At 39.1% G+C, this 21,992-nt stretch carries 26 protein-coding genes; 11 read left to right on the top strand and 15 right to left on the bottom strand.

Annotated features, from left to right (window positions below; genetic code table 11):
• Window positions 1-22: 22 nt before the first annotated feature.
• The 8 genes from BK580_RS08900 to BK580_RS08865 form a co-directional block, all read right to left on the bottom strand.
• Window positions 23-445 carry a VOC family protein gene (locus tag BK580_RS08900; protein WP_078379983.1) on the bottom strand — a complete coding sequence of 141 codons (423 nt, stop codon included), beginning with the start codon at window positions 443-445 and terminating at the stop codon, window positions 23-25.
• Between the two features lie 131 nt (window positions 446-576).
• Complete coding sequence (locus BK580_RS08895; RefSeq protein WP_078382699.1) at window positions 577-1,002, bottom strand: HIT family protein; 426 nt, start codon at window positions 1,000-1,002, stop codon at window positions 577-579.
• An 84-nt stretch (window positions 1,003-1,086) separates the two neighbouring features.
• Complete coding sequence (locus BK580_RS08890) at window positions 1,087-1,653, bottom strand: AAA family ATPase (RefSeq protein ID WP_078379982.1); 567 nt, start codon at window positions 1,651-1,653, stop codon at window positions 1,087-1,089.
• A gap of 221 nt (window positions 1,654-1,874) precedes the next feature.
• On the bottom strand, window positions 1,875-2,024 hold the full coding sequence (locus BK580_RS08885; protein ID WP_211279016.1) for a hypothetical protein: 150 nt from the start codon (window positions 2,022-2,024) through the stop codon (window positions 1,875-1,877).
• 400 nt (window positions 2,025-2,424) lie between these two features.
• On the bottom strand, window positions 2,425-3,012 hold the full coding sequence (locus BK580_RS08880; RefSeq protein ID WP_078379981.1) for a GNAT family N-acetyltransferase: 588 nt from the start codon (window positions 3,010-3,012) through the stop codon (window positions 2,425-2,427).
• 241 nt (window positions 3,013-3,253) lie between these two features.
• Window positions 3,254-3,922 (bottom strand): CoA transferase subunit B, encoded by a 669-nt coding sequence (locus BK580_RS08875; RefSeq protein WP_078379980.1) that lies wholly within the window; start codon window positions 3,920-3,922, stop codon window positions 3,254-3,256.
• Window positions 3,923-3,939: 17 nt separating this feature from the next.
• Window positions 3,940-4,629: a CoA transferase subunit A gene (locus BK580_RS08870; protein WP_078379979.1), complete on the bottom strand. Its 690-nt coding sequence runs from the start codon at window positions 4,627-4,629 to the stop codon at window positions 3,940-3,942.
• 24 nt (window positions 4,630-4,653) lie between these two features.
• Window positions 4,654-5,838, bottom strand: coding sequence for an acetyl-CoA C-acetyltransferase (locus tag BK580_RS08865; protein ID WP_078379978.1), 1,185 nt, complete (start codon window positions 5,836-5,838; stop codon window positions 4,654-4,656).
• A 152-nt stretch (window positions 5,839-5,990) separates the two neighbouring features.
• On the opposite strand from BK580_RS08865, the gene BK580_RS08860 reads away from it, so the two are divergent.
• The 3 genes from BK580_RS08860 to BK580_RS08855 all read left to right on the top strand — a co-directional run bounded on the left by BK580_RS08860 (window position 5,991) and on the right by BK580_RS08855 (window position 8,492).
• On the top strand, window positions 5,991-6,902 hold the full coding sequence (locus BK580_RS08860; protein ID WP_078379977.1) for a hydroxymethylglutaryl-CoA lyase: 912 nt from the start codon (window positions 5,991-5,993) through the stop codon (window positions 6,900-6,902).
• Between the two features lie 58 nt (window positions 6,903-6,960).
• Window positions 6,961-7,095: a hypothetical protein gene (locus BK580_RS24030; RefSeq protein ID WP_268877369.1), complete on the top strand. Its 135-nt coding sequence runs from the start codon at window positions 6,961-6,963 to the stop codon at window positions 7,093-7,095.
• 311 nt (window positions 7,096-7,406) lie between these two features.
• Window positions 7,407-8,492, top strand: coding sequence for a collagen-like domain-containing protein (locus BK580_RS08855; protein ID WP_078379976.1), 1,086 nt, complete (start codon window positions 7,407-7,409; stop codon window positions 8,490-8,492).
• Window positions 8,493-8,599: 107 nt separating this feature from the next.
• Here the strand turns inward: BK580_RS08855 and BK580_RS08850 are convergent, their stop codons facing one another.
• Window positions 8,600-9,172, bottom strand: coding sequence for a hypothetical protein (locus tag BK580_RS08850; protein ID WP_078379975.1), 573 nt, complete (start codon window positions 9,170-9,172; stop codon window positions 8,600-8,602).
• 216 nt (window positions 9,173-9,388) lie between these two features.
• On the opposite strand from BK580_RS08850, the gene BK580_RS08845 reads away from it, so the two are divergent.
• Window positions 9,389-10,324, top strand: coding sequence for an alpha/beta hydrolase (locus BK580_RS08845; RefSeq protein WP_078379974.1), 936 nt, complete (start codon window positions 9,389-9,391; stop codon window positions 10,322-10,324).
• Between the two features lie 76 nt (window positions 10,325-10,400).
• Window positions 10,401-10,823 (top strand): ferritin-like domain-containing protein, encoded by a 423-nt coding sequence (locus BK580_RS08840; RefSeq protein ID WP_078379973.1) that lies wholly within the window; start codon window positions 10,401-10,403, stop codon window positions 10,821-10,823.
• A gap of 92 nt (window positions 10,824-10,915) precedes the next feature.
• On the opposite strand, the gene BK580_RS08835 is transcribed toward BK580_RS08840, so the two are convergent.
• Both BK580_RS08835 and BK580_RS08825 read right to left on the bottom strand, forming a co-directional pair.
• On the bottom strand, window positions 10,916-11,188 hold the full coding sequence (locus BK580_RS08835) for a DUF4190 domain-containing protein (protein WP_078379972.1): 273 nt from the start codon (window positions 11,186-11,188) through the stop codon (window positions 10,916-10,918).
• A 436-nt stretch (window positions 11,189-11,624) separates the two neighbouring features.
• Entirely contained in the window at window positions 11,625-12,161 is a 537-nt protein-coding gene (locus BK580_RS08825; RefSeq protein ID WP_078379970.1) for a histidine phosphatase family protein, read from the bottom strand.
• Window positions 12,162-12,537: 376 nt separating this feature from the next.
• Here BK580_RS08825 and BK580_RS08820 point away from each other — a divergent pair, with 376 nt between their 5' ends.
• Window positions 12,538-13,077, top strand: a complete 540-nt coding sequence (locus BK580_RS08820) for a hypothetical protein (RefSeq protein WP_078379969.1) — start codon at window positions 12,538-12,540, stop codon at window positions 13,075-13,077.
• Between the two features lie 130 nt (window positions 13,078-13,207).
• Here the strand turns inward: BK580_RS08820 and BK580_RS08815 are convergent, their stop codons facing one another.
• Entirely contained in the window at window positions 13,208-13,834 is a 627-nt protein-coding gene (locus BK580_RS08815) for a nitroreductase family protein (protein ID WP_078379968.1), read from the bottom strand.
• A gap of 272 nt (window positions 13,835-14,106) precedes the next feature.
• Between BK580_RS08815 and BK580_RS08810 the strand changes: the two genes are divergently transcribed.
• Complete coding sequence (locus BK580_RS08810) at window positions 14,107-15,780, top strand: ribonuclease J (protein WP_078379967.1); 1,674 nt, start codon at window positions 14,107-14,109, stop codon at window positions 15,778-15,780.
• 55 nt (window positions 15,781-15,835) lie between these two features.
• Here BK580_RS08810 and BK580_RS08805 read toward each other — a convergent pair whose 3' ends face one another.
• On the bottom strand, window positions 15,836-16,069 hold the full coding sequence (locus BK580_RS08805) for a hypothetical protein (RefSeq protein WP_078379966.1): 234 nt from the start codon (window positions 16,067-16,069) through the stop codon (window positions 15,836-15,838).
• A 268-nt stretch (window positions 16,070-16,337) separates the two neighbouring features.
• Between BK580_RS08805 and BK580_RS08800 the strand changes: the two genes are divergently transcribed.
• Together BK580_RS08800 and BK580_RS08795 are read left to right on the top strand one after the other, a co-directional pair.
• Window positions 16,338-16,679, top strand: coding sequence for a DUF3889 domain-containing protein (locus BK580_RS08800; RefSeq protein ID WP_139364863.1), 342 nt, complete (start codon window positions 16,338-16,340; stop codon window positions 16,677-16,679).
• Window positions 16,680-16,829: 150 nt separating this feature from the next.
• Window positions 16,830-17,201, top strand: a complete 372-nt coding sequence (locus BK580_RS08795) for a hypothetical protein (RefSeq protein ID WP_078379965.1) — start codon at window positions 16,830-16,832, stop codon at window positions 17,199-17,201.
• A gap of 791 nt (window positions 17,202-17,992) precedes the next feature.
• On the opposite strand, the gene BK580_RS08790 is transcribed toward BK580_RS08795, so the two are convergent.
• Window positions 17,993-18,898 (bottom strand): macrolide 2'-phosphotransferase, encoded by a 906-nt coding sequence (locus BK580_RS08790; RefSeq protein WP_211279014.1) that lies wholly within the window; start codon window positions 18,896-18,898, stop codon window positions 17,993-17,995.
• 9 nt (window positions 18,899-18,907) lie between these two features.
• Window positions 18,908-20,371, bottom strand: coding sequence for an Msr family ABC-F type ribosomal protection protein (locus BK580_RS08785; RefSeq protein WP_078379963.1), 1,464 nt, complete (start codon window positions 20,369-20,371; stop codon window positions 18,908-18,910).
• 507 nt (window positions 20,372-20,878) lie between these two features.
• On the opposite strand from BK580_RS08785, the gene BK580_RS08775 reads away from it, so the two are divergent.
• A complete protein-coding gene (locus tag BK580_RS08775) occupies window positions 20,879-21,193 on the top strand; it encodes a hypothetical protein (protein ID WP_078379962.1) in 315 nt (104 codons plus the stop codon).
• Window positions 21,194-21,373: 180 nt separating this feature from the next.
• A complete protein-coding gene (locus BK580_RS08770; RefSeq protein WP_078379961.1) occupies window positions 21,374-21,754 on the top strand; it encodes a hypothetical protein in 381 nt (126 codons plus the stop codon).
• Window positions 21,755-21,992: the final 238 nt, after the last annotated feature.

Here is a 21,992-nt window from a genome sequence, read left to right as displayed (position 1 = left end):
CTAACTATTTTTTCTGCCTTTTTTATTCAACTAATTCCCAATGTGGATTCCAAACCACTTCCCATAAATGTCCATCTGGGTCTTGGAAGTGTCCAGAGTATCCCCCCCAAAAAGCATCGTGCGCTGGGTCTGTAATAACAGCCCCGGCTTTTTTTGCCTGTTCCATTACCATATCGACCTCTTCCTTACTACCTACATTATGACCAAGAGTAAATTCAGTTGGACTTATAGCAGTTTGCTTAACCTTTGCCTCATGAGCAAGATCTTTACGATTCCAAATTGCAAGTTTTAATCCCGGTTGTAAGTCGAAAAAAGCAACAGCTCCATGTTCAAATTCTTTGCCTATTATTCCTTCGGTTGGTAGTCCAAGCCCATACTGATAGAATTTCAATGACCTTTCCAAATCATCTACACCCAATGTAATAACCGAAATTCTTGGCTTCATATTATTCATTCCCCTCTAGTATCTTCTTGTCATATAATTTTTCTATTAGTTATCACTATATATACACAAATTTCAATAAACAAGTGTTTTTTCTGCTATTGGAAGGATTGCGCCTAATAGTTTAAGAAGAATTAATTTATTGTTTTGATAGCTTCGACTAATTCATTTCTTGTATCTATCAATTTACTTTTTAACCTCTCATTTTTTAAAGGCTCTTCCAAATAAAAATCGGCAAACGATTGATGCTTATACCTTGGAACAATGTGCATATGAAAATGAGATAATTCGCTAAAGACGCCTCCATTTTGACAGATGGTTATTCCATCAGGTTTATATAGCACCTTTATCGCTTTTGAGATTAACCTTGATGCCTGTATTACCTCATTTGCGGTATCTACATCAAGTTCATCAACATCTTCAACATGTTTTTTTGGTAGTATCATAACGTGCCCTTCATTAAATGGGTCATGGTCTAAAATACAACAAATATAATCGTTCTCATAGACTACATTCACAGGTGCAAATTTATTTGCTAGACTACATCCTAAACATTTCATAATTTCGTTCACATTATCACCTCTATGGAGATCGCTCGACAGGTTCCTTATCCAATTAGTTTTCTCTTCCATCATAGATCTTTGTCATAGACATTGAGCAATATGATTAATTTTCTGAATAACAGCAGCCACTTCCTGGTTGTCTTTTATGACAAACAGATGGTCTCCTTCCCCTTCCATAGGATCTATGATATCTTCCATTAGAGATTCTTCCTGTTGTCGAACGAGGACCTCCTCAAAATTAGTATAAGTTCCCCTAAATATATTCGTACTTCGCTGACTATTCCTAACTCGGAATTGAAGGACATCATCCGGTATATCAAAATGGACAAGAATCCTGACAAACTCATTTTCACAAAAGAACTCTTCAAGTAAATTGGATCGACCTTTTCTACTTCGGTTTGCGTTACAAATAATAAGATGAAAGTTTGTTTGTTCAATGGCATAATTGACAATTAACTTTGAGATTGCATGCTTGAGCGTATTAGGGCCATGCTTCGGCTGCAAATTTCTATAAAATGTATTAATAAAATCAGCATTATTATCCTGATCCATTACAATTGAATTGCTTAACTCCTTCTCCAGATCTCTTGCAAAAGTACTTTTCCCGCTATGTGTTTTACCAACTGTCATAATCATTAACCTTTTCATGACTATTTCTCCTAATATCTTTTTCTTTGAATAAGTTTTCTCTCTCCAAAAAAGCAAAACAACCGTTACTCAACATATTTTTTTAGCAATCTGTAACCACTAAAGATGATGTAAAAGACGAATCCTATAATTAGTAGAAACCTAACAAATTGATTATCTAGGACAGAAATTACCAGTATTAGTGTTAGGAAAATAGCACCATTAATGGATACAAATTTAGTTTACCGAATGGCGTCTTCCGAAAACTCCGGTTCCCCCTTATACATCCACCTATTTCCCAAAAGCATACTTTCCTCCGGGTGAAAGAAGGTCCAAATTAATACACCATATACCGGCAACAATAAAATAATCGTTAAAATTGTATCAGCCAATAAGACTCCTCCTAATTTATCCCCTTTCCATTTAGTACGATATATATTTTATATAGTTTCAAATATTTAGAAATTATTAATTATGGAAATTTCAAGCTAAACTCATTCTGCTATACACCCTTGCAATGCAACGAAAAATCACAACATGATAATGATTAAGTGGAGCTCCAGTATCCCCTTCACCCCTAATGATTGGAGTGCAGGTGTGAAAGCCTGCATAATGTAGCGTGATTCGGATACTCATAAAAGCTCCTTGACTACCTTCTTTCTTTTTCCTTTGCTAAGGTCATGCTTTTCCTTTCTTTTAAAATCCATGACCTCGAACACTCACAAACACCTATAGCAGAGACCTATGGGGAGTAGAAACAGGTACCCTACTCCATTTTCAGAGTAGGGTAGACTAAATTAATTGTTTCTCATAACAAAAACATTCATGAACCCGTTTAAATTTAGTCTTTATCCGCTCCCTATCTTCACCAACATAATGTGCGAAAGCTTGAACTGGCTTCAGCTTAGGCACTTCACTTTTTAATACTCCTTTTAATTCCCCTGCCCCATCTATATATACTTGCAGATAAGAATCAACCATTTCAAACTGGTTCGAATCATACCATCTATTGACCCATGCATTGTCCCTTGTCCATGCCTCAAGGCGGTTTAATCCTAACTCTTTTGCGATTTTTTCTGCCTCTAAAAGTAGTGCTTTTCCAATGCCTTTCCTACGAAAATCTGGATGGACTGCTATATGCCAGATCATTCCACCAATCCCCTTACCTCTGGAACACACAGTCCTTTCTTTTTCTTCGTACTCAATGTCTAATAGCCCAACAATTTGATTATGAATTACTGCTACTAATTCAATCGATGGATTTTCATACCTTTCTTTTTCCTGCAACACGTTATCGTAATACGCTGTATCTAAAAAAGAAAGGACTCGACACCGTACCCAACTCATTTCATCTTCAATCTTGTACCTTCTAATCTCCATATTAACAGTCTCCTTTATATATAATTCATATTAGTTTGGCAGAAAAAAATAAAGACCTCCGTTTAATACGAAGGTCTTGTTTAGAATAATAAACTGTTTTTGAACAAATTCACTGACTTAGTGAGGGGGAAATAACCATCGTATTATAATTTGATATATTTTGTTTAATTAGCATGTAAATCCCCTCCTTTTTTCCTTTGTTCTCTAAAATTTATAGGTACTTCGTTTTTACTACTCCCTATTAAAACGCATCCAACTTTACAAACTCATCCACAATCAAAGTGGGCTCTGTTGAATTTTGAATATCCTCCACCGTATATCCATTTGCAACTTCTACAAGCTTCAAGCCTCGCTCAGTCACATCTAACACTGCACGGTCGGTGATAATACGATCTACCACACCTTTTCCCGTTAGTGGCAATGTACATTCTTTCAAAATCTTTGCTTCGCCAGCTTTGTTTACATGATCCATAATGACGATGATACGACCAGCTCCGTGTACGAGGTCCATCGCACCACCCATACCTTTGATCATTTTTCCTGGAATCATCCAGTTTGCGAGATCGCCGTTCTCACTAACTTCCATTCCACCTAGGATGGCGATGTTAACATGGCCACCGCGAATCATCGCGAAGGATTCCGCACTATCGAAGTAAGCCGCGCCTGGGATGGCGGTTACGGTTTCTTTGCCGGCATTGATTAGATCAGCGTCGACGTTTTCTTTTGTTGGGTATGGTCCGATTCCTAATAGACCATTTTCCGATTGCAGGACGACTTGTTTGTTGTCGGATATGTAGTTAGCCACGAGTGTGGGTATTCCGATTCCTAGGTTGACGTAGTAGCCGCTTTCGATTTCTTTTTCTGCTCGTTTGGCGATTTTTTCACGGGTGTTTACTTTTTCATTTGCCATTCGTTTTCCCCTCCTCGCTAATCTCTTGTCGTGACACGTTCTATTTTCTTTTCCTGCTTGCCGACAATGAGTCGTTGAACATAGATGCTTGGTGTTTGAATTTGATTTGGCTCTAAGTCTCCAATTTCAACAAGCTCTTCCACTTCGGCAATCGTTACTTTTCCAGCTGCCGCGATCATTGGGTTGAAGTTACGAGCAGTTTTGTTATAAATGAGATTCCCCATTTTATCTGCCTTATCTGCCCTTACTAAGCTGAAATCTGCCGAGTAAGCTTCTTCTAATACATATTCTTTCCCGTTGAAATCGCGCACCTCTTTACCTTCAGCAATTGGCGTTCCAACTCCTGCTGGCGTATAAAATGCTGGGATTCCTGCTCCACCTGCACGGATTTTTTCGGCAAGCGTTCCTTGTGGAGTAAGTTCCACTTCTAGTTCACCTGATAACACTTGGCGTTCAAATTCTTTATTTTCTCCGACATAGGAGCCAATCATTTTCTTGATTTGTTTATTTTTTAGTAAAAGTCCTAAACCCCATTCGTCTACTCCGCAGTTATTGGAGATGACCGTTAAGTCCTTTACCCCTGTTTCTACTAGCGCTAGGATGAGGTTTTCTGGAATTCCACACAGGCCAAATCCACCTACCATAATGGTTGCGCCATCCTGAATATCTTTTACTGCTTCGGTAAATGATGTGTAAATTGGTTTCATCGCGTTGCACCTCTCTCTATTGAATTAGATGTTTTCTACTATTGTTGCAACACCTTGGCCGCCACCGATACATAGTGTAGCAAGACCTTTTTTCGCTTCACGACGTTTCATTTCGTGAATAAGGGTAACCAGGATACGAGCTCCGCTTGCTCCGATTGGATGTCCAAGCGCAATCGCACCACCGTTAACATTTAATTTTTCAGCATCAAATTGCAGCTCTTTTCCGACTGCTAGTGCTTGTGCAGCGAACGCTTCATTTGCTTCCACAAGGTCCATTTCTTCGAGTGTTTGCCCGCCTTTTTCTAATGCTTTTTTGACTGCTGTGACAGGTCCGATACCCATGATACTTGGATCGACACCACTGCTAGCATTAGCGACAATTTTCACTAACGGCTTAATACCTAGTTCGTCTGCTTTTTCCTTGCTCATCACAACGACTGCAGCAGCGCCGTCGTTAATCCCAGAAGCGTTTCCAGCTGTTACGGAGCCATCCTTTTTGAAGGCTGGACGTAAACCACCTAGTTTTTCGGCGGTTGTTCCCTTTCTAGGATATTCATCTGTATCGACTGTCAGAATTTCTTTTCGCTTTTTTACTTCTACCGCGACAATCTCGTCCTTGAATTTTCCGCCTTCGATTGCTTGAACAGCTTTTTGCTGACTGTTTGCCGCGAATTGGTCCTGTTCTTCTCTTGTTAGCTCATATTTTGTGCATAGGTTTTCCGCAGTTACACCCATATGATAATCATTGAACGAGCACCAGAGGCCGTCTGCCACCATACTATCGGTGACCTTTTGATCGCCCATGCGGTAACCATCACGCGCACCCTTTAATAAATAAGGGGCTTGTGACATATTTTCCATGCCACCTGCAACGACAATATCAGCGTCTCCTGCGATAATCGCTTGCGCGGCAAGGTGAACAGCTTTTAATCCTGATCCACATACTTTATTAATCGTCATCGAGGATACCTCATTCGGAAGTCCAGCTCCGATTGCAGCTTGTCTCGCAGGATTTTGACCTAAGCCTGCCTGCAGCACATTCCCCATAATTACTTCGTCTACACTATCTGGTGCAAGCCCGGCTTTCGCGAGCGCCTCTTTAATTACTACTGCTCCTAATTGTGGAGCGGAAACATCCTTCAATGCACCACCAAAACTTCCAATCGCTGTTCTGACAGCGCTTACAATGACTACTTCTTTGTTTGCCATGATTCCATCTCCTCTCTCTCTACATTAAACTAATTTCTTGGTTTCTGTCGAAAATCCTGCTTTTTTTATAAAATTTCTATAATTCTTGCTTTTTTGCCTATCTTCTATCTAAAATTGTAGTAAAGTTATTCCAATAAGTAGGGGGACTTATAGTGAACTTACCAAAGAAAGCAACAATTATTGAGGTCGGGCCAAGAGACGGATTACAAAATTTAAAAACGTTTGTACCAACAGAAGCTAAAATAGAGTTTATCAAACAACTAAAAAGTGCAGGGGTTCAGGAAATGGAGTTGACCTCTTTCGTGTCTCCAAAATGGGTTCCACAAATGGCGGACGCACCTGCTATTATCGAGGAATGTTTAGACGAGGAAACACGCAACTTTGTGCTCACACCCAACCAAACGGGAATTGACCGCTTGCTAAGCACCTCATGTAGAAATGCAGCAGTGTTTGTAGGAGTGAGTAATACCTTTAATAAGAAAAATATCAACAAAACAACCGAGGAAAGTCTACAGGAACTTGAGCCCATTATCCGAGATTTAAAGGCGAAAAACTTCTTCGTACGAACGTGTATTTCCACCTCTTTTTACTGCCCATATGAAGGAAAAGTGGAAATTGACGATGTGTTAGCACTATGTAAAAGATTTGAAGGCTTCGGTGTGGACGAATTAAGTGTAGCCGATACAATTGGAATGGCTAATCCAAAGGAGTCCTTCGAGTTATTTTCCACGCTAAAGAAAGCGTTACCAAATATCATGATAACGGCACACTTTCATAACACGAGAGGCATGGCGCTCGCCAATGTATTCGCGGCATTGCAAGCTGGGGTCGATCGCTTCGATACATCAGCTGGCGGACTTGGCGGATGCCCATTTGCACCTGGAGCGTCCGGTAATGTGGCAACAGAGGATGTCGTATTTATGCTAGAACAAATGGGCATCGAGACTGGCATTAACTTGCGCCGTGTGGTGGTGGCACTAGAAAACCTGCAACCACATCTTAATAAGTCCTACGAAAGCCAGTACTTTAAGCTTGCACAGTTGGATACAAACCAGCATGTATAATTCTCCCCTTCCTTACTCACATTAACTAATGATAATTGGAGAAGGGAGAATTACTAATATGTCAAAACACAATAAACATAAAGGCCCTAGCCAAAAGGGCCAACCGAATGCAAATAGTATCAAAAATGTAGAATCAGCAGAAGAAGTAGAACGTGCTACACACCCAATAAAGGGGCAGAATTCGGAGCAATAATCATGAAGACCGTGACTTACTAGGAGTCACGGTTTTTATATTGTTGGGAATTATATAATACTCGATGATTTGTGGAGTCTGTTTATAAAGCATTGCTACGTTTAGCCTCGCCTTCTATTCCCTCAAGTTTTCGAATCCGAACGAGATGCTTGTGTTTTTGTTCTGAATGTATTTCGTTATTTGTGAAAATGAGCGACTTTTTTCCTAGTAATTTAGGATAATAGTTTATTTGTGCACCATCTTTTCAATTGACCTATACCATTAAGGAGGCATTCACATATATTAGTAAAAAGTGAAAGGATGGATTTAGTATGGGAATATACTTCGAGGGTCAGTGCAACCGATGTAGCCGATGTAATCGAAACCGTTTAAAATGTTGTTGTGATAAGCATATCCCTTTTCCAGTACCAGGACCACAGGGACCTGCTGGGCCACAAGGGCCTCCCGGGCCGGCTGGAGGACCAATTGGACCTGTTGGACCAGCTGGGCCTACTGGCGCTACGGGTCCTCAAGGAATTCCTGGGCAAACTGGGCCTCAGGGTCCTATTGGGCCACAAGGAGCTTCAGGAACTCCAGGCGCTACGGGGGCTACAGGTCCTCAAGGAGCTTCAGGGCAAATTGGACCTCAAGGTTTAACAGGGTCCACAGGTCCTACTGGCGCTACAGGGCCTCAAGGGCCTCAAGGTGTCCCTGGGCCTGCAGGTGGTTCAGGGGGGCCACAAGGGCCTCAGGGGATTCCAGGACCAGAAGGACCAACGGGAGCAACCGGACCGCAAGGAGTTCCTGGGCCTCAGGGACCACAAGGACCGCAAGGAGTTCCAGGACCAGAGGGAGCAACCGGAACCACTGGGGCCACAGGGGCTACTGGACCTCAAGGGTCTCAAGGAATTGCAGGCCCAATTGGACCTGCAGGAGAAGCGGGACCGCAAGGAGTTGCTGGGGCTACTGGACCTGCTGGGCCTGCCGGAGGAGTACTAGACTTTGCAGATTTTTATGCATTAATGCCTAATGATAATGCAGCAACAGTTGCACCTGCTACAGACGTTAGCTTTCCACAAGATGGGCCAACTAGTGGATCTGGCGGTATTACTCGTATAAGTCCTAGTTCATTTAACTTGTCTGAAATTGGTGTATACCAGATCTTTTTTAATGTGAGTGTAACCGAAGCAGGGCAATTGATTCTAACTCTCGATGGTTCTGATCTAGCCTATACCGTGGCAGGAAGAGCAACCGGTACTTCTAAAATCATAGGTACGGCTCTCGTGGAAACTTTATCAATTAACTCAATTCTTACTGTACGTAATCCTGCCGGAAATTCCACTGCACTAACGATAACTCCTCTAGCAGGAGGAGCTAGACCAGTATCGGCACACCTTGTTATCACTCGGCTTCAATAAATAGTTAAACAACATTATAATCTGGGGTGACAAGGGACTTTTTCCTACCTGAAACCGTGACTTTTAAAGTTGCGGTTTTTTACTTTCTTGCGTGCATCCCTTTAAAATCACTCCCCTAGGTCTTCCCACTCAACCTCATCACTCTCCACTAAATACTTAATTGTTTTTAAATGGTCCGTCTCTCCTACTATTGCAAAATCATTAACGTAATGTTCATCTACATACAAGTAAAGAGAATCTGTCACTAATCCATTTTCCTTCGACGGATTGATGATAAGAAGGCGTAGTTGATACTCTTTAAAAGTACCTTGAGCATTAACATTTTTCTTAAGCTCCAAGTCGGAAAAGTCATCTAAAATCCGCTTAATGATTTCCTCATCTTCTATCGTTACATGCGCTTTTCTCACTGGCAAACCATCACCAGAAAGATCATTATCATTGATCGTGATGGTTATATCCCGAACCGTACTTTCACTATTAAGTTGAGTCTCCACAAGTTCAGGAAAGGTGATATATTTTGCGCGGTCATATACATAAACCGCTCCTATAGCAACCACAATGATCACTATGCTTACTAATATTCTTTTCTTGAAAGATAAGAGTAGGATTAATGAAACTACAGCTATCCCTAGAATTACTATATCAACAGAAATCCCTAAAGCACTCCAAAAAACATCCATTTATCTTCCCTCCCAATGCTTATTCGAATTCCATCTGATACCTATTCTGATTTCAATAATTTGTTCTAATCTCCTGCACCTTGTTTTCTTTACTATACGGTCTGACTTATGAAAGAATAACTATTTTTTAGCGGAACTATTTTCTCACCCTATTTCCCTCCATGCTTATCCAAATGGTAAACTAAGGGATATACATTCATTTTGGAGGTTTTCTTAGTGAGACAACTAAAGCGAGTACTGATTGTTTTTGGTGTAATCCTCTCCTATATCTTGTTTATCGGGATTTTCTTTACGAACAAGGTGATGTACATTCGCAAAAAAACAAATGAAGAGATCCTAGAACGAGAGATGATGCTTGGTCACTATAAGGAAGATGTGTATATGAAGCTTCCTAAAAAAGAGCTAACGATCCCCTCCCCTTTCGGCTACAACATTTACGGGGAAATAATTGATGTCCAAGGTTCTAATCGTTACATGATTTTTAGCCATGGAGTTACGCAAAATACGCTGAATTCCATTAAGTATATGAACATCTTTTTGGAAAGAGGCTGGAATGTGGTTCTTTATGATCACCGCCGTCACGGAAAGTCCGGTGGAAAAACGACAAGCTATGGTTTTTATGAAAAGCATGACCTAAAGGCGGTTGTGGATTGGGTCAGAGAGCAAGCTAGTAAAGACGCAGTTATCGGTATCCACGGGGAATCAATGGGTGCTGCTACTTTGCTGATGTATGCAGGTGGCTTGGAAGATGGCGCTGATTTTTATATTGCCGACTGTCCTTTTTCCGATTTAGAAGAACAACTCACCTATCGTCTACGAGCAGATTATAAAATTCCAAAACAACTTATCATGCCGATTGCGAACACGTTTTTGCGCTTACGTGACAAATACTCAATGCGAGATGTCTCTCCGATTAATGTCATCGAAAATATCGAGAACCCGGTACTTTTTATTCATAGTGAGCCCGATGATTTTATTCCAATGATGATGACTCAACAGCTTTTCGAAAAAAAGAAAGGCAAAAAGCAATTGTATCTCGCTAAAAACGGAATGCACGCGATGAGCTATTCAGAAAATCGGGAGGAATATGAAAAAGCCGTTGATGAATTTTTAGAAGAAATCGGTCATGGAAAAGAAGAAATTCTTTCATAATCAAGTTCGAAGAGAATAATTTGCTCCTTTAAAAAGAACGCTATAACTAGTGAGTGATTTTGAAGGAGTGAAAGACATGGACCAGCAGATTAAAGAATTAAATGCTTTTTTAGAAGGCGAATTTATGGGCATCCACGCCTATGAACATTATATTCAAAACACCCAAGATCAAGCGGTAAAAAAAGACCTGCAAACAATTCAACAAAACCATAAAATGCATGCCATTTTTGTGGCTGAGCAGATTCAAAATCTTGGCGGCACTGCAGTGGACGATGTCGGGATTGTCGGCTCCTTCCAAGAGCGCGTTGCACAAGTAAAGGGCTACCCGAAGGAAACCCATGACATTATTAAAGGAGCAATTAGGGGAGAAGAATTCGGTACAGATATGATGGCTAAAATGGTAAAAGGTGATCTTGATCAAGAAAGCAAAAGCATCGTTCAATCAATTTTAGCCGAGCATCAACAGCATATTGAATTGTTGCGCAAGCATTTGAAATAAAGGTAAAAGGCAAGTATTCATGTATGTCTATGAATACTTGCCTTTTATTGAATCTTATAAGGACATTCCTTCTAATAAAGAACCCCTACAAACTACGCACCCACAGTAACCGCATAAAAGGAAACTAATCCTAGTATCATGAACAATTGAATGACGATTCCTACTATACTGCAAATCAAGCCTGCTACAGCAAGTCCACTTCCATTTTCATTGTTTTGCACAATTTCTCTTTTGCTCATACCATAAAGGACAATTCCAATTACTGCAAGCACTAAACCAAGAAAAGGTATCAAAATAGAAAGTATACCTAATGTTAATCCAATGATTGCTTTCGTGTTCGTTTGTTTAATTTCAACTGTTTGCAAAATAATTCCCCCTCTAAAAAATGATTCTAAAACAATTAAATAAAATTAAAAAACAACCGCCTACTATCAGCCAGATTTTGTCACTTTTTTTCTTTAGATGAAATTCTGTAATGGCCCTAGATAAAAAATTAATACCTATTAAAATAAACGCTAATTTTAGATAGAGTTCGTTAAACCCAGAGAGAATTGCTAAAGGAAAAATCAAAAAGAATAATCCATAATGAATCTTTTTTCCGAGCCTTTCATTGCTCAAACCATCAATCCTCTCCATACTTTCGCTTAACTGATCTGGGATTTAACGATTTTACTCATTACTCACAATGCCTTCTCTCTTTAAATCAATGTTTTCTGCCTCTATTATTAATAATTGAGATTGAGTTTGAAACGAACTTCCTACTATTCTATTAGAAATAACTTAATCTTTTCATCTCTCCCGTCATCTTTTTTCAAAAATATATAGCTCACCATTATTAGCAATTTTAAAATCTGGACCTCTAAACCCTCTACGTAACAACTCTTTTCTGAGGAGCATCATCACGCCACCGTGGCTGACGATCAGTACGTTTTCCTTTTCTTGGAGAATTGTATCTAGTGTTGTGCTTATTTGAGCTCGTAATTCTGCTTTACTTACAGGCTGCGATTTGTGATTGAAAAGCCAAGCTAAACGGATAGACAATAGGTGTAATTTTAACGGTAGCTTTTTGGTAGCTGGAAAGACCGGCGCCAGCGTTATTTCTCTTAACTCCTTCAGGTAAGTGATGTCACCTTGAAATGCTTTTTTTGCTGTTGTAACAGCGCGGGGTAAGTCACTGGAATAGCATCTTTTCCAATCAACATTTCCTAAATCCAGCTCATTTTCCTCTACTTCTGACACATCATATTCTTCAATCCATTTTAATAATTCATCTGATGTTACGCTTGCATTCGGGTAGCCCCGAGTTACTTTAAAATGCCGAATCAGACCTACTTTCAACGGAACTCCTCCAATTTGGGTTAATAACACGAATCTTCTATAAATTTCTTAACTTTATTTATCAATTGCTGTTACTCACTCTATTATTTTTCGTGCTTCATACAATTATAATTGTATGCCTTGTCCATAGCGACGATTTATATTTAAATCGCATAGTGGCATAGTGCTACCTGAATCACGATATATATACAAAAAAGACCATGTTCATGTTCCTTTGTCTAGCAGTAAAATTAAACGATGCTTGTTATTAACAAGAAAATCTTTTTCTTCTTACAACATTTATGATAATTTTACCATTTTTCATACTTAATAGGCATTTTATTTTTGAGCCTATTAAAGGAAAAATCCAACTGTAAACTAATTGAGGTGAAAATATGTGAGCATACTTCAAGCTATAATCGCTATTTTATTCGTTTGTTGTTTGATTGGATTAGCAATTATACAGCTTCTATTAAAGAAATATTCTTCCAAAAAACGTCTCAAGTTGATGACTATCTTTTTACTAGGGGTTGTCGTCGGTTTTGCAATATTTTTAAAAGCTACTACAACTAGTTTAATTATTTATCTGGTTATTTTAGGTTTTTTAAGCAACCATTTCATTTTTGAAACGAAAATTGATATGTATTTATTTTCATTAATCACGAGTATTTTAGCTTTTATCTACATGTTATTTTTAGTATTTTTAATTAAAATAACAGTTAGTTCGTTTAGGGTACCGAGAATCTTACTGTTTTCTGTGGAATCAATCCTAGTATTTTTAGCAATATATCTTTCTTTAAGCTTCCTATCAACTGAGGTTATTGTTCCATTATATTCTTCCGATTTTGGTAAAATTGTCATTTCTGTTTTACTTACATTGATATATTCTGGATTAGGAAGCATTTTTGATGAAGGAGATCCGGGGAAAGATAAATAATTGAGCATTAAAGATTTGCCTCACCTCTCAAAGCTTCGTTTGACAAGGAGCTTCTGACATTTTTCAAAACCTCCTCCCTCTTTTACTAAAAAAGCCCACCCCGCCTATCACAGAGTGAGCCAAGCTTCTATTAAAATGTTTCGTATGCTACTACTTCATCAAGCGGCAAGCGTAATGTACCATGTGCTTTTTCTGCTGCTTTCCCTACTGAGATTAGCATAGTTGGTACATAGCGTTCTGGAATGTTGAATTCTTTTATGAACTTTTCTTTATCAAATCCACCCATTGCTACAGTGTCGTAGCCTTTGGCCTTTGCGGCAAGCATTAATTGCATGGCAGCTAGGGAACTGTTTGAAACTGCTGCATCACGAGCAAATTGTTCATTTGTATAAGCTCGATTAATTTGCCCAGTAAGTATGTCCTTTACTTCTGGTGTCATGAAACCTTTATTAACAACCTCTCCATACACTTTTTCCGCATTTAAGTTTGCTTCTAAATCACCTAAGATCGCAATTGTTACGGAGCTATCTACTACTTGCTGTTGGTTATACGCAATTGGTAATAGCTTTTGTTTTTGCTCTTCTGATTGGATGACTAGGAATTTCCAGTGCTGCAGGTTCCAAGCAGATGGTGCCGTAATTGTTGCTTCTAAAATGGCGTTTAAGTCAGCTTGTGGCATTTCATATTGCGTATATTTACGAACGGAATGACGTTCTTTCATTATCTCAATTGCTGATTGTTGTGTAGTTGTTGTCATGAAGAAAACTCTCCCTCTTCTTGTTAATTAAATTTATCCTTATTATTTTTACCACACGTAAATCTTGATGTCAAAATAATTGTTTTCGAGATAAATTCCAATAATTTGTACTACATGAAATTTCTACAAATAAATCAACTTAGATTCCCAAATCTAATTCCTGATTATACGTGGAATTCACTTTGCCTATCACGCTTAGTATATATTTTTTAATAATTTTTATTTATATAGAAAAGAGTAATACTAGGACTCATTTCCCAAGGAGGATTTCCATGCAATCAAATGAAAACACATTATCCTTTTTTGCCTTAGGTGGCATAAATGAAATTGGAAAAAACATGTATGTAATTCAATATTCAAATGACCTCATCATCGTGGATTGTGGTGGGAAGTTTCCTGATGAAGGTTTATTAGGAATAGATTTAATTATTCCTGACTTTACATTCCTAGAGGAAAACAAGGAAAACATCAAAGCGTTGATTGTCACACATGGCCATGAAGATCACATTGGTGGAATCCCATACTTTTTAAAGAAATTAAATGTACCAATTTATGCGACAAATTTCACTTTGGGTTTAATTGAACTGAAGTTAGAAGAGCATCGACTCCTTAGAGATTCAGAGCTGTATACCATTGACTCTAACTCTTCTATAGAGCTTGGGGCGATAAAGGTTTCTTTCTTTAAGGTAAGTCATAGCATCCCCGATTGTCTTGGTATTGTATTTGATACACCAGAAGGTAGAGTTGTGCATACGGGCGATTTCAAATTTGATTTAACACCAATCAACGATGAATTTGCAGATATACATAAAATGGCTACTATTGGCAACGAGGGGGTCTTGGCTCTTATTTCAGAAAGTACAAACGCGGAACGTTCTGGGTTGTCCCCTTCGGAAAGCATCGTCGCTGGCCATATGGAGGAAGCTTTCATCAAAGCAACGGGAAAGATTTTTGTTACTACCTTTGCTTCTAATGTGAGTCGTGTTCAGCAGGTTGTCCATGCTGCGCTAAAAACGAGACGTAAGCTCTCCTTGGTTGGAAGAAGCATGGTAAATGTGATTTCCATTGCAATGGAACGGGGGTATTTGACTATACCTGATGGAATGTTAGTAGATCCACGTGAGGTCGAACAGCTTCCTCCCGAAAATGTTGTTATTTTATGTACTGGTAGCCAAGGCGAACCAAATGCCGCACTTGCACGCCTTTCAACTGGTAATTATCGCGACATGAACATCTATCCGGATGACACGGTAATCTTTGCAGCCTCTCCTATCCCAGGAAATGAAAAGGATGTTTCCAAAGTTATTGATAATTTATACCAATTAGGTGCGAATGTGATTTATGGATCTGGAAGTTCTACAGGCATGCATGTTTCGGGTCATGGCTATCAGGAAGATTTGAAGTTCATGATCACCTTAATGAAGCCCAAATATTTCATACCGATACATGGAGAATATCGAATGCTTCACCATCATCAATTATTAGCAGAGTCTGTAGGAGTGGAGAAAGGAAATACTTTTATCATCAAGAATGGTGATGTAATCGATATGCAACACTCTATTGCACAACAAACTAGGTCTATTTCTGCAGGTGATATTTATGTGGATGGCATGGGTGTAGAGGATGTCGGATCTAGCATGCTAAGAGACCGCAAGTTACTTTCCGAACAGGGGATGGTGGTCATCGTCATTACCCTTAGTAAATCCAACCACAAAATTATGACCGGGCCAGATACGATTACACGTGGGTTTATTTTTACAAAGGATTCCGAGCACATTACAAAGGAAATCAATCAGCTTGTAAAAGACACGATCGTAGCACTTCAACATGAAAAAGTAAGAAGATGGAATGTGATAAAACAGAACATAAAGAAATCTGTTGGGCAATATTTATTTAAACAAACTAGAAGAAAACCAATGATTCTTCCTATCATCATTGAAATATAATGCAAAGAGTGGTAGTAGCGATTTCTTTACTGCCACTCAGGATTTACTTTTTAACCTACCAGGATTCCACCGCAAAGAATCGGAGATAAGCTACTATCCCAAGGAACACGATGATTATAATACCAAAGACTATTGCAAGAAATGACATCGACTTTAAGCCCTTTTTCATTGCTTCTTTCGTACTCAATTCCGAAACTTTTTTAAGATCACTAACCTGAATATAAAAATTCAATACAAATAGTAAAATGACAACACCTAACAAACACAATATACCTGAATATCCCTCCATCCCATTCCCCCCTCTTCCTATAAGGATTCACTCACCATGGAAAATAAAATAATCCATTGTTGTTTTTCTAATATAGTCTCATTAGAACTATCCCAAATAACATTACGTACTTAATTAAAGCGGATTTTCCACTTCTATTTTCCAACCAAATCACCCCTTTTCTTTTTTGGACGTTTCATTTTGATTGCTAGTTACAAAAGCTCAACGAATTGTTTGCATAACCTCTACCCATTATGAAAATCCTATTACAAAAAGGAGTTGTAAAAAGTTGAGAATTATTACAACGAGTTTCTTAGTGTTTGGCCTTTTATCCTTTGGTGCTGATATTCCGAATAATCATTTAATCAGTATGAATCATATAGACCAGCTCTCCCCTGCGTACGCCAAATGGGGAAAAATTGCGATGGAGCGGACAAAAAAGAAATATCCCAATGCAGCCATTACCGATTACTTTCATATTAATCTTGAGAAAAAAGAAAAAGTTTCTACCGAAAAATTTAAGCTATGGCTAAAAGAGGATAACAGAGAATTCGCTGTGTTTGTCCATGTTACATTCAATCCCGAAACAGAAGAATTAATAGACGTCTCATTTAGAGAATCTCGTAGGTAGTGAATGTGTAAAGATACCTCTACACGCTATTATTTCATGTGAAAATCCTCAGCATTCCAGATTTCTTTTTCTGAATGTAGAGGATTTTTTTGGTTTTTGTTGTAATTAATAGAGTACTGTAATATTTTTCTAAGTAAAGGAGTTGTAAAAATGAAGCGGATTTTTGGAGTACTATTTTTAGCTCTATTTTTCTTAATAGCTTGTAATAATCCGGTGATGGAAATAGATGAAGCAGTTGCGAAAGAACTTGATAGCTCCTTAGCATTAATTGTTGATTCCCCATCGACCTCTTCTAGTCCTCACGATTATGTAAAAACCAACCAAGAAGCATTCGACTTAATCGTGAAGCAAGGAGATGCTACATTACAACATTTCTCACATGAGTTCAGCCAATCAGATTCTAATGGTTTAAAAGAATACATTATGGCGCTGGCGTGTATTGAGATCTTAGGCAAGGAAAACCCTGTGAACAGAGATTGGGAGACCGGGAAAGAGTGGTATGAGAAATATAAAGAGAGTTAAAACATTGGAGGATAAGATAGGTTTAGCCATTTAGAGTAGAATGATCGTTCTTACTCTAATTTTTTATTTACTATTTTGGGAACGATCGACGCCAGATCGTTCCCTCTTTTTTTGTTTTTTGCATTTTCAGGGAACGATTAGCTCCTCATCGTTCCCTCTCTTTTGGTTTTTGGCAATTTCAGGGCACGATCGGCGACTCATCGTTCCCTCTCTTTTGGTTTTTTACGATTTCAGGGCACGATCAGCTCCTCATCGTTCCCTCTCTTTTTGTTTTTTACAATTTCAGGGCACGATCGACGCCTCATCGTTCCCTCTCTTTTCGTTTTTGGCAATTTCAGGGCACGATCGGCGACTCATCGTTCCCTCTCTTTTCGTTTTTGGCAATTTCAGGGCACGATCAGCTCCTCATCGTTCCCTCTCTTTTTGTTTTTTGCATTTTCAGGGAACGATTAGCTCCTCATCGTTCCCTCTCTTTTTGTTTTTGGCAATTTCAGGGCACGATCGGCGACTCATCGTTCCCTCTCTTTTTGTTTTTGGCAATTTCAGGGCACGATCAGCTCCTCATCGTTCCCTCTCTTTTTGTTTTTTACAATTTCAGGGCACGATCGACGCCTCATCGTTCCCTCTCTTTTCGTTTTTGGCATTTTCAGGGCACGATCGGCGACTCATTGTTCCCTCTCTTTTCGTTTTTGGCATTTTCAGGGCACGATTGGCTCCTCATCGTTCCCTCTCTTTTTGTTTTTTGCATTTTCCAGGGGACGATGCACTTTTCACCTTTTATTTTATTCTAGTTACTCCCCACTAACACCAAGTCCATCTATCGCCAGTTGCTCATATTCCTTCGACCCAGATTGCTCAGCAAATTCCGCTAAATCGATGGCTGATGTGGTGGTCAGCTCGATGATATGTTCCTTCATAAACGGCCACGTTATCCCACCGGCTTGGTGATAAAACGCGATTAATTGCTCTAACGCAGCTTCTCCAAACACCACATAATGGCCCATGAAATCCTTGGATGGATCTGTCACTGCTGCTTCTGTCCAGTCGATTAAGCCTGTCACCTCTTTATTGTCATTAATTAATGTATGGCCTGCGTGGACATCGCCATGAATTAGTGCAGTTTCTTTCGGCCACATTTCATCGTTTGCAATCCATGTTTGCCACCTTTCCCATAGTGCTTCTCCGACTCCGAATTTTTCTTTCACTTTATTCATCCGACTTACCATAGTTGCCCTAGCTTCTGCGGCAGTATGCACCTTTAAGTCTAGATGGGTTAGTTTTTCTTTTGGGAACTGGTGTAATTCAGCCAGTACTCTCCCTAATGATTCATTAAAGCTTTGTGGTACATTTTCTTCGTCCAGCTGCCACTTATTCTTTTGTGACGCTAGATCGAAGGTAACTGCTGGAATCCCTGAGAGCTGTTTATACGCAATTAACTCCTTCGTATAGACGGACCAAACCGGAATTTCGAAGAAAACGTGTTGATGGAGAGTTTCCAACACATTTTTTTCTAGCTCTGTTTTTAACCAAGCGTCCTCTCTTCTCGGAAGTCTTAGGATCCAATTGTTACCTTGTACATCTTCTGCATGTGCTACTTGAAAATCCAAGCCAGACTCATTTAATTTGATGGAGTCTTCTTTTATTAAAATTCCATTCTGTTCTGCGATTTCTTTTACTTTTAATGTCAATGCAAACACCTCATCTTTTTATTTTTTAATTTTCAACTGTTGATCCTCTATCACATACACATGATCTGTTACTCTTTCGATAAAGGTTCGATCATGTGACACTAACAAAACAGTACCCTGATAAGCATGGAGGAATCTTTCTAGGGCTTCTAAACAATCTACATCTAAGAAATTTGTTGGCTCATCTAATACGAGCACATTATATCTTCCTAAGAATAACTGACACAAAATTAGTCGAATCGACTCTCCACCACTTAACGCTCTTACATCTTTTCTAATATCATTCCCTGTAAAATTCATTGCATGAAGAACGGCGCGAATTCTGCTTTCCTCATAATCACTTCGCTCTTTCATATAGGAAAGCACTGTCTCAGCCATCTCAAATTGATATTCCATTTGCTGATACGAACCAAAGACGACTTTAGGAGAAAGAATGATACTCTCCCCATTTTCTAAAATGTGCTTGAGAAGCGTGGATTTCCCCGTCCCATTATTACCAGTAATCGCAATCGTCGCTCCTACTGGCAGCTGGAAGCTCGTTTCTTGAAGCAATATTTTTTCTCCAGCCGCAAGCATCAAGCAATCCGCCATAATCGGAAACTTATTATGCATTTGCAGCGCTTCGGATTGGTGAAATTGTAAGGCTCTTTCTTCTTCAGGCGCTTCGACTACCTCCAATTGCTTGACACGCTGCTCCATTGCTTTCGCAACTTTCTGCATCGACTTTTGGCCAGTATCCTTTGATTTCGTCATGAACATCAGATTTGCTTTTGCTTTTGTTTCTTTTTTGGAAATATGGTTATTCGCTTGGGTTACCTTCTCCGCCATTTTCATTTTGGCCTCAGCAGCCTTTAATAGTCGATTTTTATCTTTTACATACTTTTCATGCTGCTCCTGTTGTTGTTTTCGCTCCAGTTTTTTCTGCTCAAAATAGTCGGAATAATTCCCGGTATATTCAGTCACTTTCCCATTATCCACTTCCCAAATTTTTGTTACGAGCTGATCTAATAGGTAGCGATCATGGCTTACAAGGACAAGGGCCCCATAGTAGTAGCGTAGCTCTTCTATGAGAAAATCTGTCCCGGAAGCGTCTAAGTGAGTGGTCGGCTCATCGATCAATAACCCTTCGTAATAAGTCGAAAATAGCTGCGCTAATTTCATACGAGTCTGTTCTCCACCACTTAATTGCCCAATATCGGTTTGCGGCACTGCTAGCTTACCCAGCAATTCATAATCGAGTTCGCCCTCCACCGGCTTTTCCGTTTGACTAAAATAGCCCACTTCAGCAAGTCGATTTACTTGCCCAATATTTGGTTGGATTTGTCCATTCATTACTTTCAATAAGGTACTTTTCCCACCACCATTCTTTCCGACAATTCCAATTCGATCAAACTGATAGACCGATAGCTTCGGAATGTCTAATACTTTCTTATCTAAAAACGATACTTCTACATTGGTTAGTTCTAACATTAATTGTTCCATTAATTTTTCCTCCCGTTTCTCCTTGTGAAATACAAAAAAATCACAGGCAAGCTGCCTGTGATTTCGAGTAAACGGAAAGAGACCAATCCCTTTGATGTTAGTGTTCGTCCTAAACACTACAACAAATAAACCTACCTTTGCCAAAGCAAATGTAGACGGATTTAAACAAAAATAAAGAAAGGCAGAACGATCCGCCTTTCTCCATGACATATCTCTATGCTAAATGAAGATTATTAAAAATGGACAGACTGATCCCGTTTACTCCGCATTCACAAGCAGAGCCTTTGAACGTATGAAATTACGAGTTCAAAGCTAGGAAACGCCATCTGACTGAATACATCTTTTAATAATCCTCCTTTAATTTAAATTCACCTTTATTATATGGTTCTCCCTTTAAATATGTCAATGGGGAATTTTCTGTTTTAAAATGCATAATTTTCCGAAACCTTACTACTGCCGAAACGTATATTTAATGTAAACTAAATTTATCTGGTGGAGGGATGGCAATTGAGACGGTACATTATTATGCTCCTTCTTGTTGTAGGCATTGAGATTGGCTTGCTTTTTGGAATATCTTATTTCTTCGATTTTAATCTGTTAAGCACCATGTTCTTCGGTTCTATTTCCTTTATTATTGTGGCATTCTTATTAGGATCAACAGGAGACGCACTCAGCAAAAACGCGGAACTTGCTGTTTTTGAATCCCTTGCAGGCAGCTATCATCCAAAGCACGAAAAGGCAACATTGCGTGTTGGCCCGTTTTTAGTTGGTTCTATTGTTTGTTTTATCGTGTATCTAACAATGTCTTTTTTTATGAATTGATACACACTTCTCTCAGCAGGAACTCCTCATCCTTTTATAGAATCTTAACCGTATCCGTATAAGAAAATAACCGTTTTTCCAGGGGAAGAAAGAGGCTACCTATTAGCTGATTTCTCTTTTCGAGAATTAATAGATTAGGTTATTGCCAAAATAAGAGATTTGCAAAGGAATGGAGATAACATGAAGAGAATGCTTGTAGTACTTTCCTTATTACTTTTAATTGGAGCTGGCTGTAGCAGCAATCAAACGGTAAATCCAGATAGTCCCAAAAATACAGCTTGGCTCATGAAGCTTGCTGCTGACAATAACGATTTCGCACATTTTGAATCGCTTTTTAGTGAAGGGCGAAAAGTGGCAGCTAGCCAAGAAAGCTTTGATCAATTACGTAATCTTACCTCTGCTGGAACGAGCTACGCTAGCTACGAATTGCTTACCTTTGAAAACGGCGAAATGGTTCTTGTTCATCTAATACCAATGGAAGATGGGAAAATTGAGATACAAGATATTATTTTTGTTCCAAAAGAAATGAGAGAATTATTTGCGGCTGGTAGGACACCTTAGAGGTCGCTTAGTTTTTTGGTAAAAAAGGTAATTTTAGTTTAAGAGGTTGGCTTTTGGATGCTATAAGGGGAGTGAGGAGAAGTTCAGTGATCTAATTGTCGATAGCTCCCTTTTTACCATCAAACACCTTTACTTCACCCACGAACGCCATAAAATCATAAATCTATCTACCTACAATTCTCCCATACTTCCGTGTCCTTTCACTCATTTTTCAAAAATCACTTCTGAAATGACACCG

Source organism: Sutcliffiella halmapala, from assembly GCF_002019665.1.
Taxonomy (GTDB): domain Bacteria; phylum Bacillota; class Bacilli; order Bacillales; family Bacillaceae_I; genus Sutcliffiella_A; species Sutcliffiella_A halmapala.
This window is presented reverse-complemented; position numbering and strand designations above follow the sequence as displayed.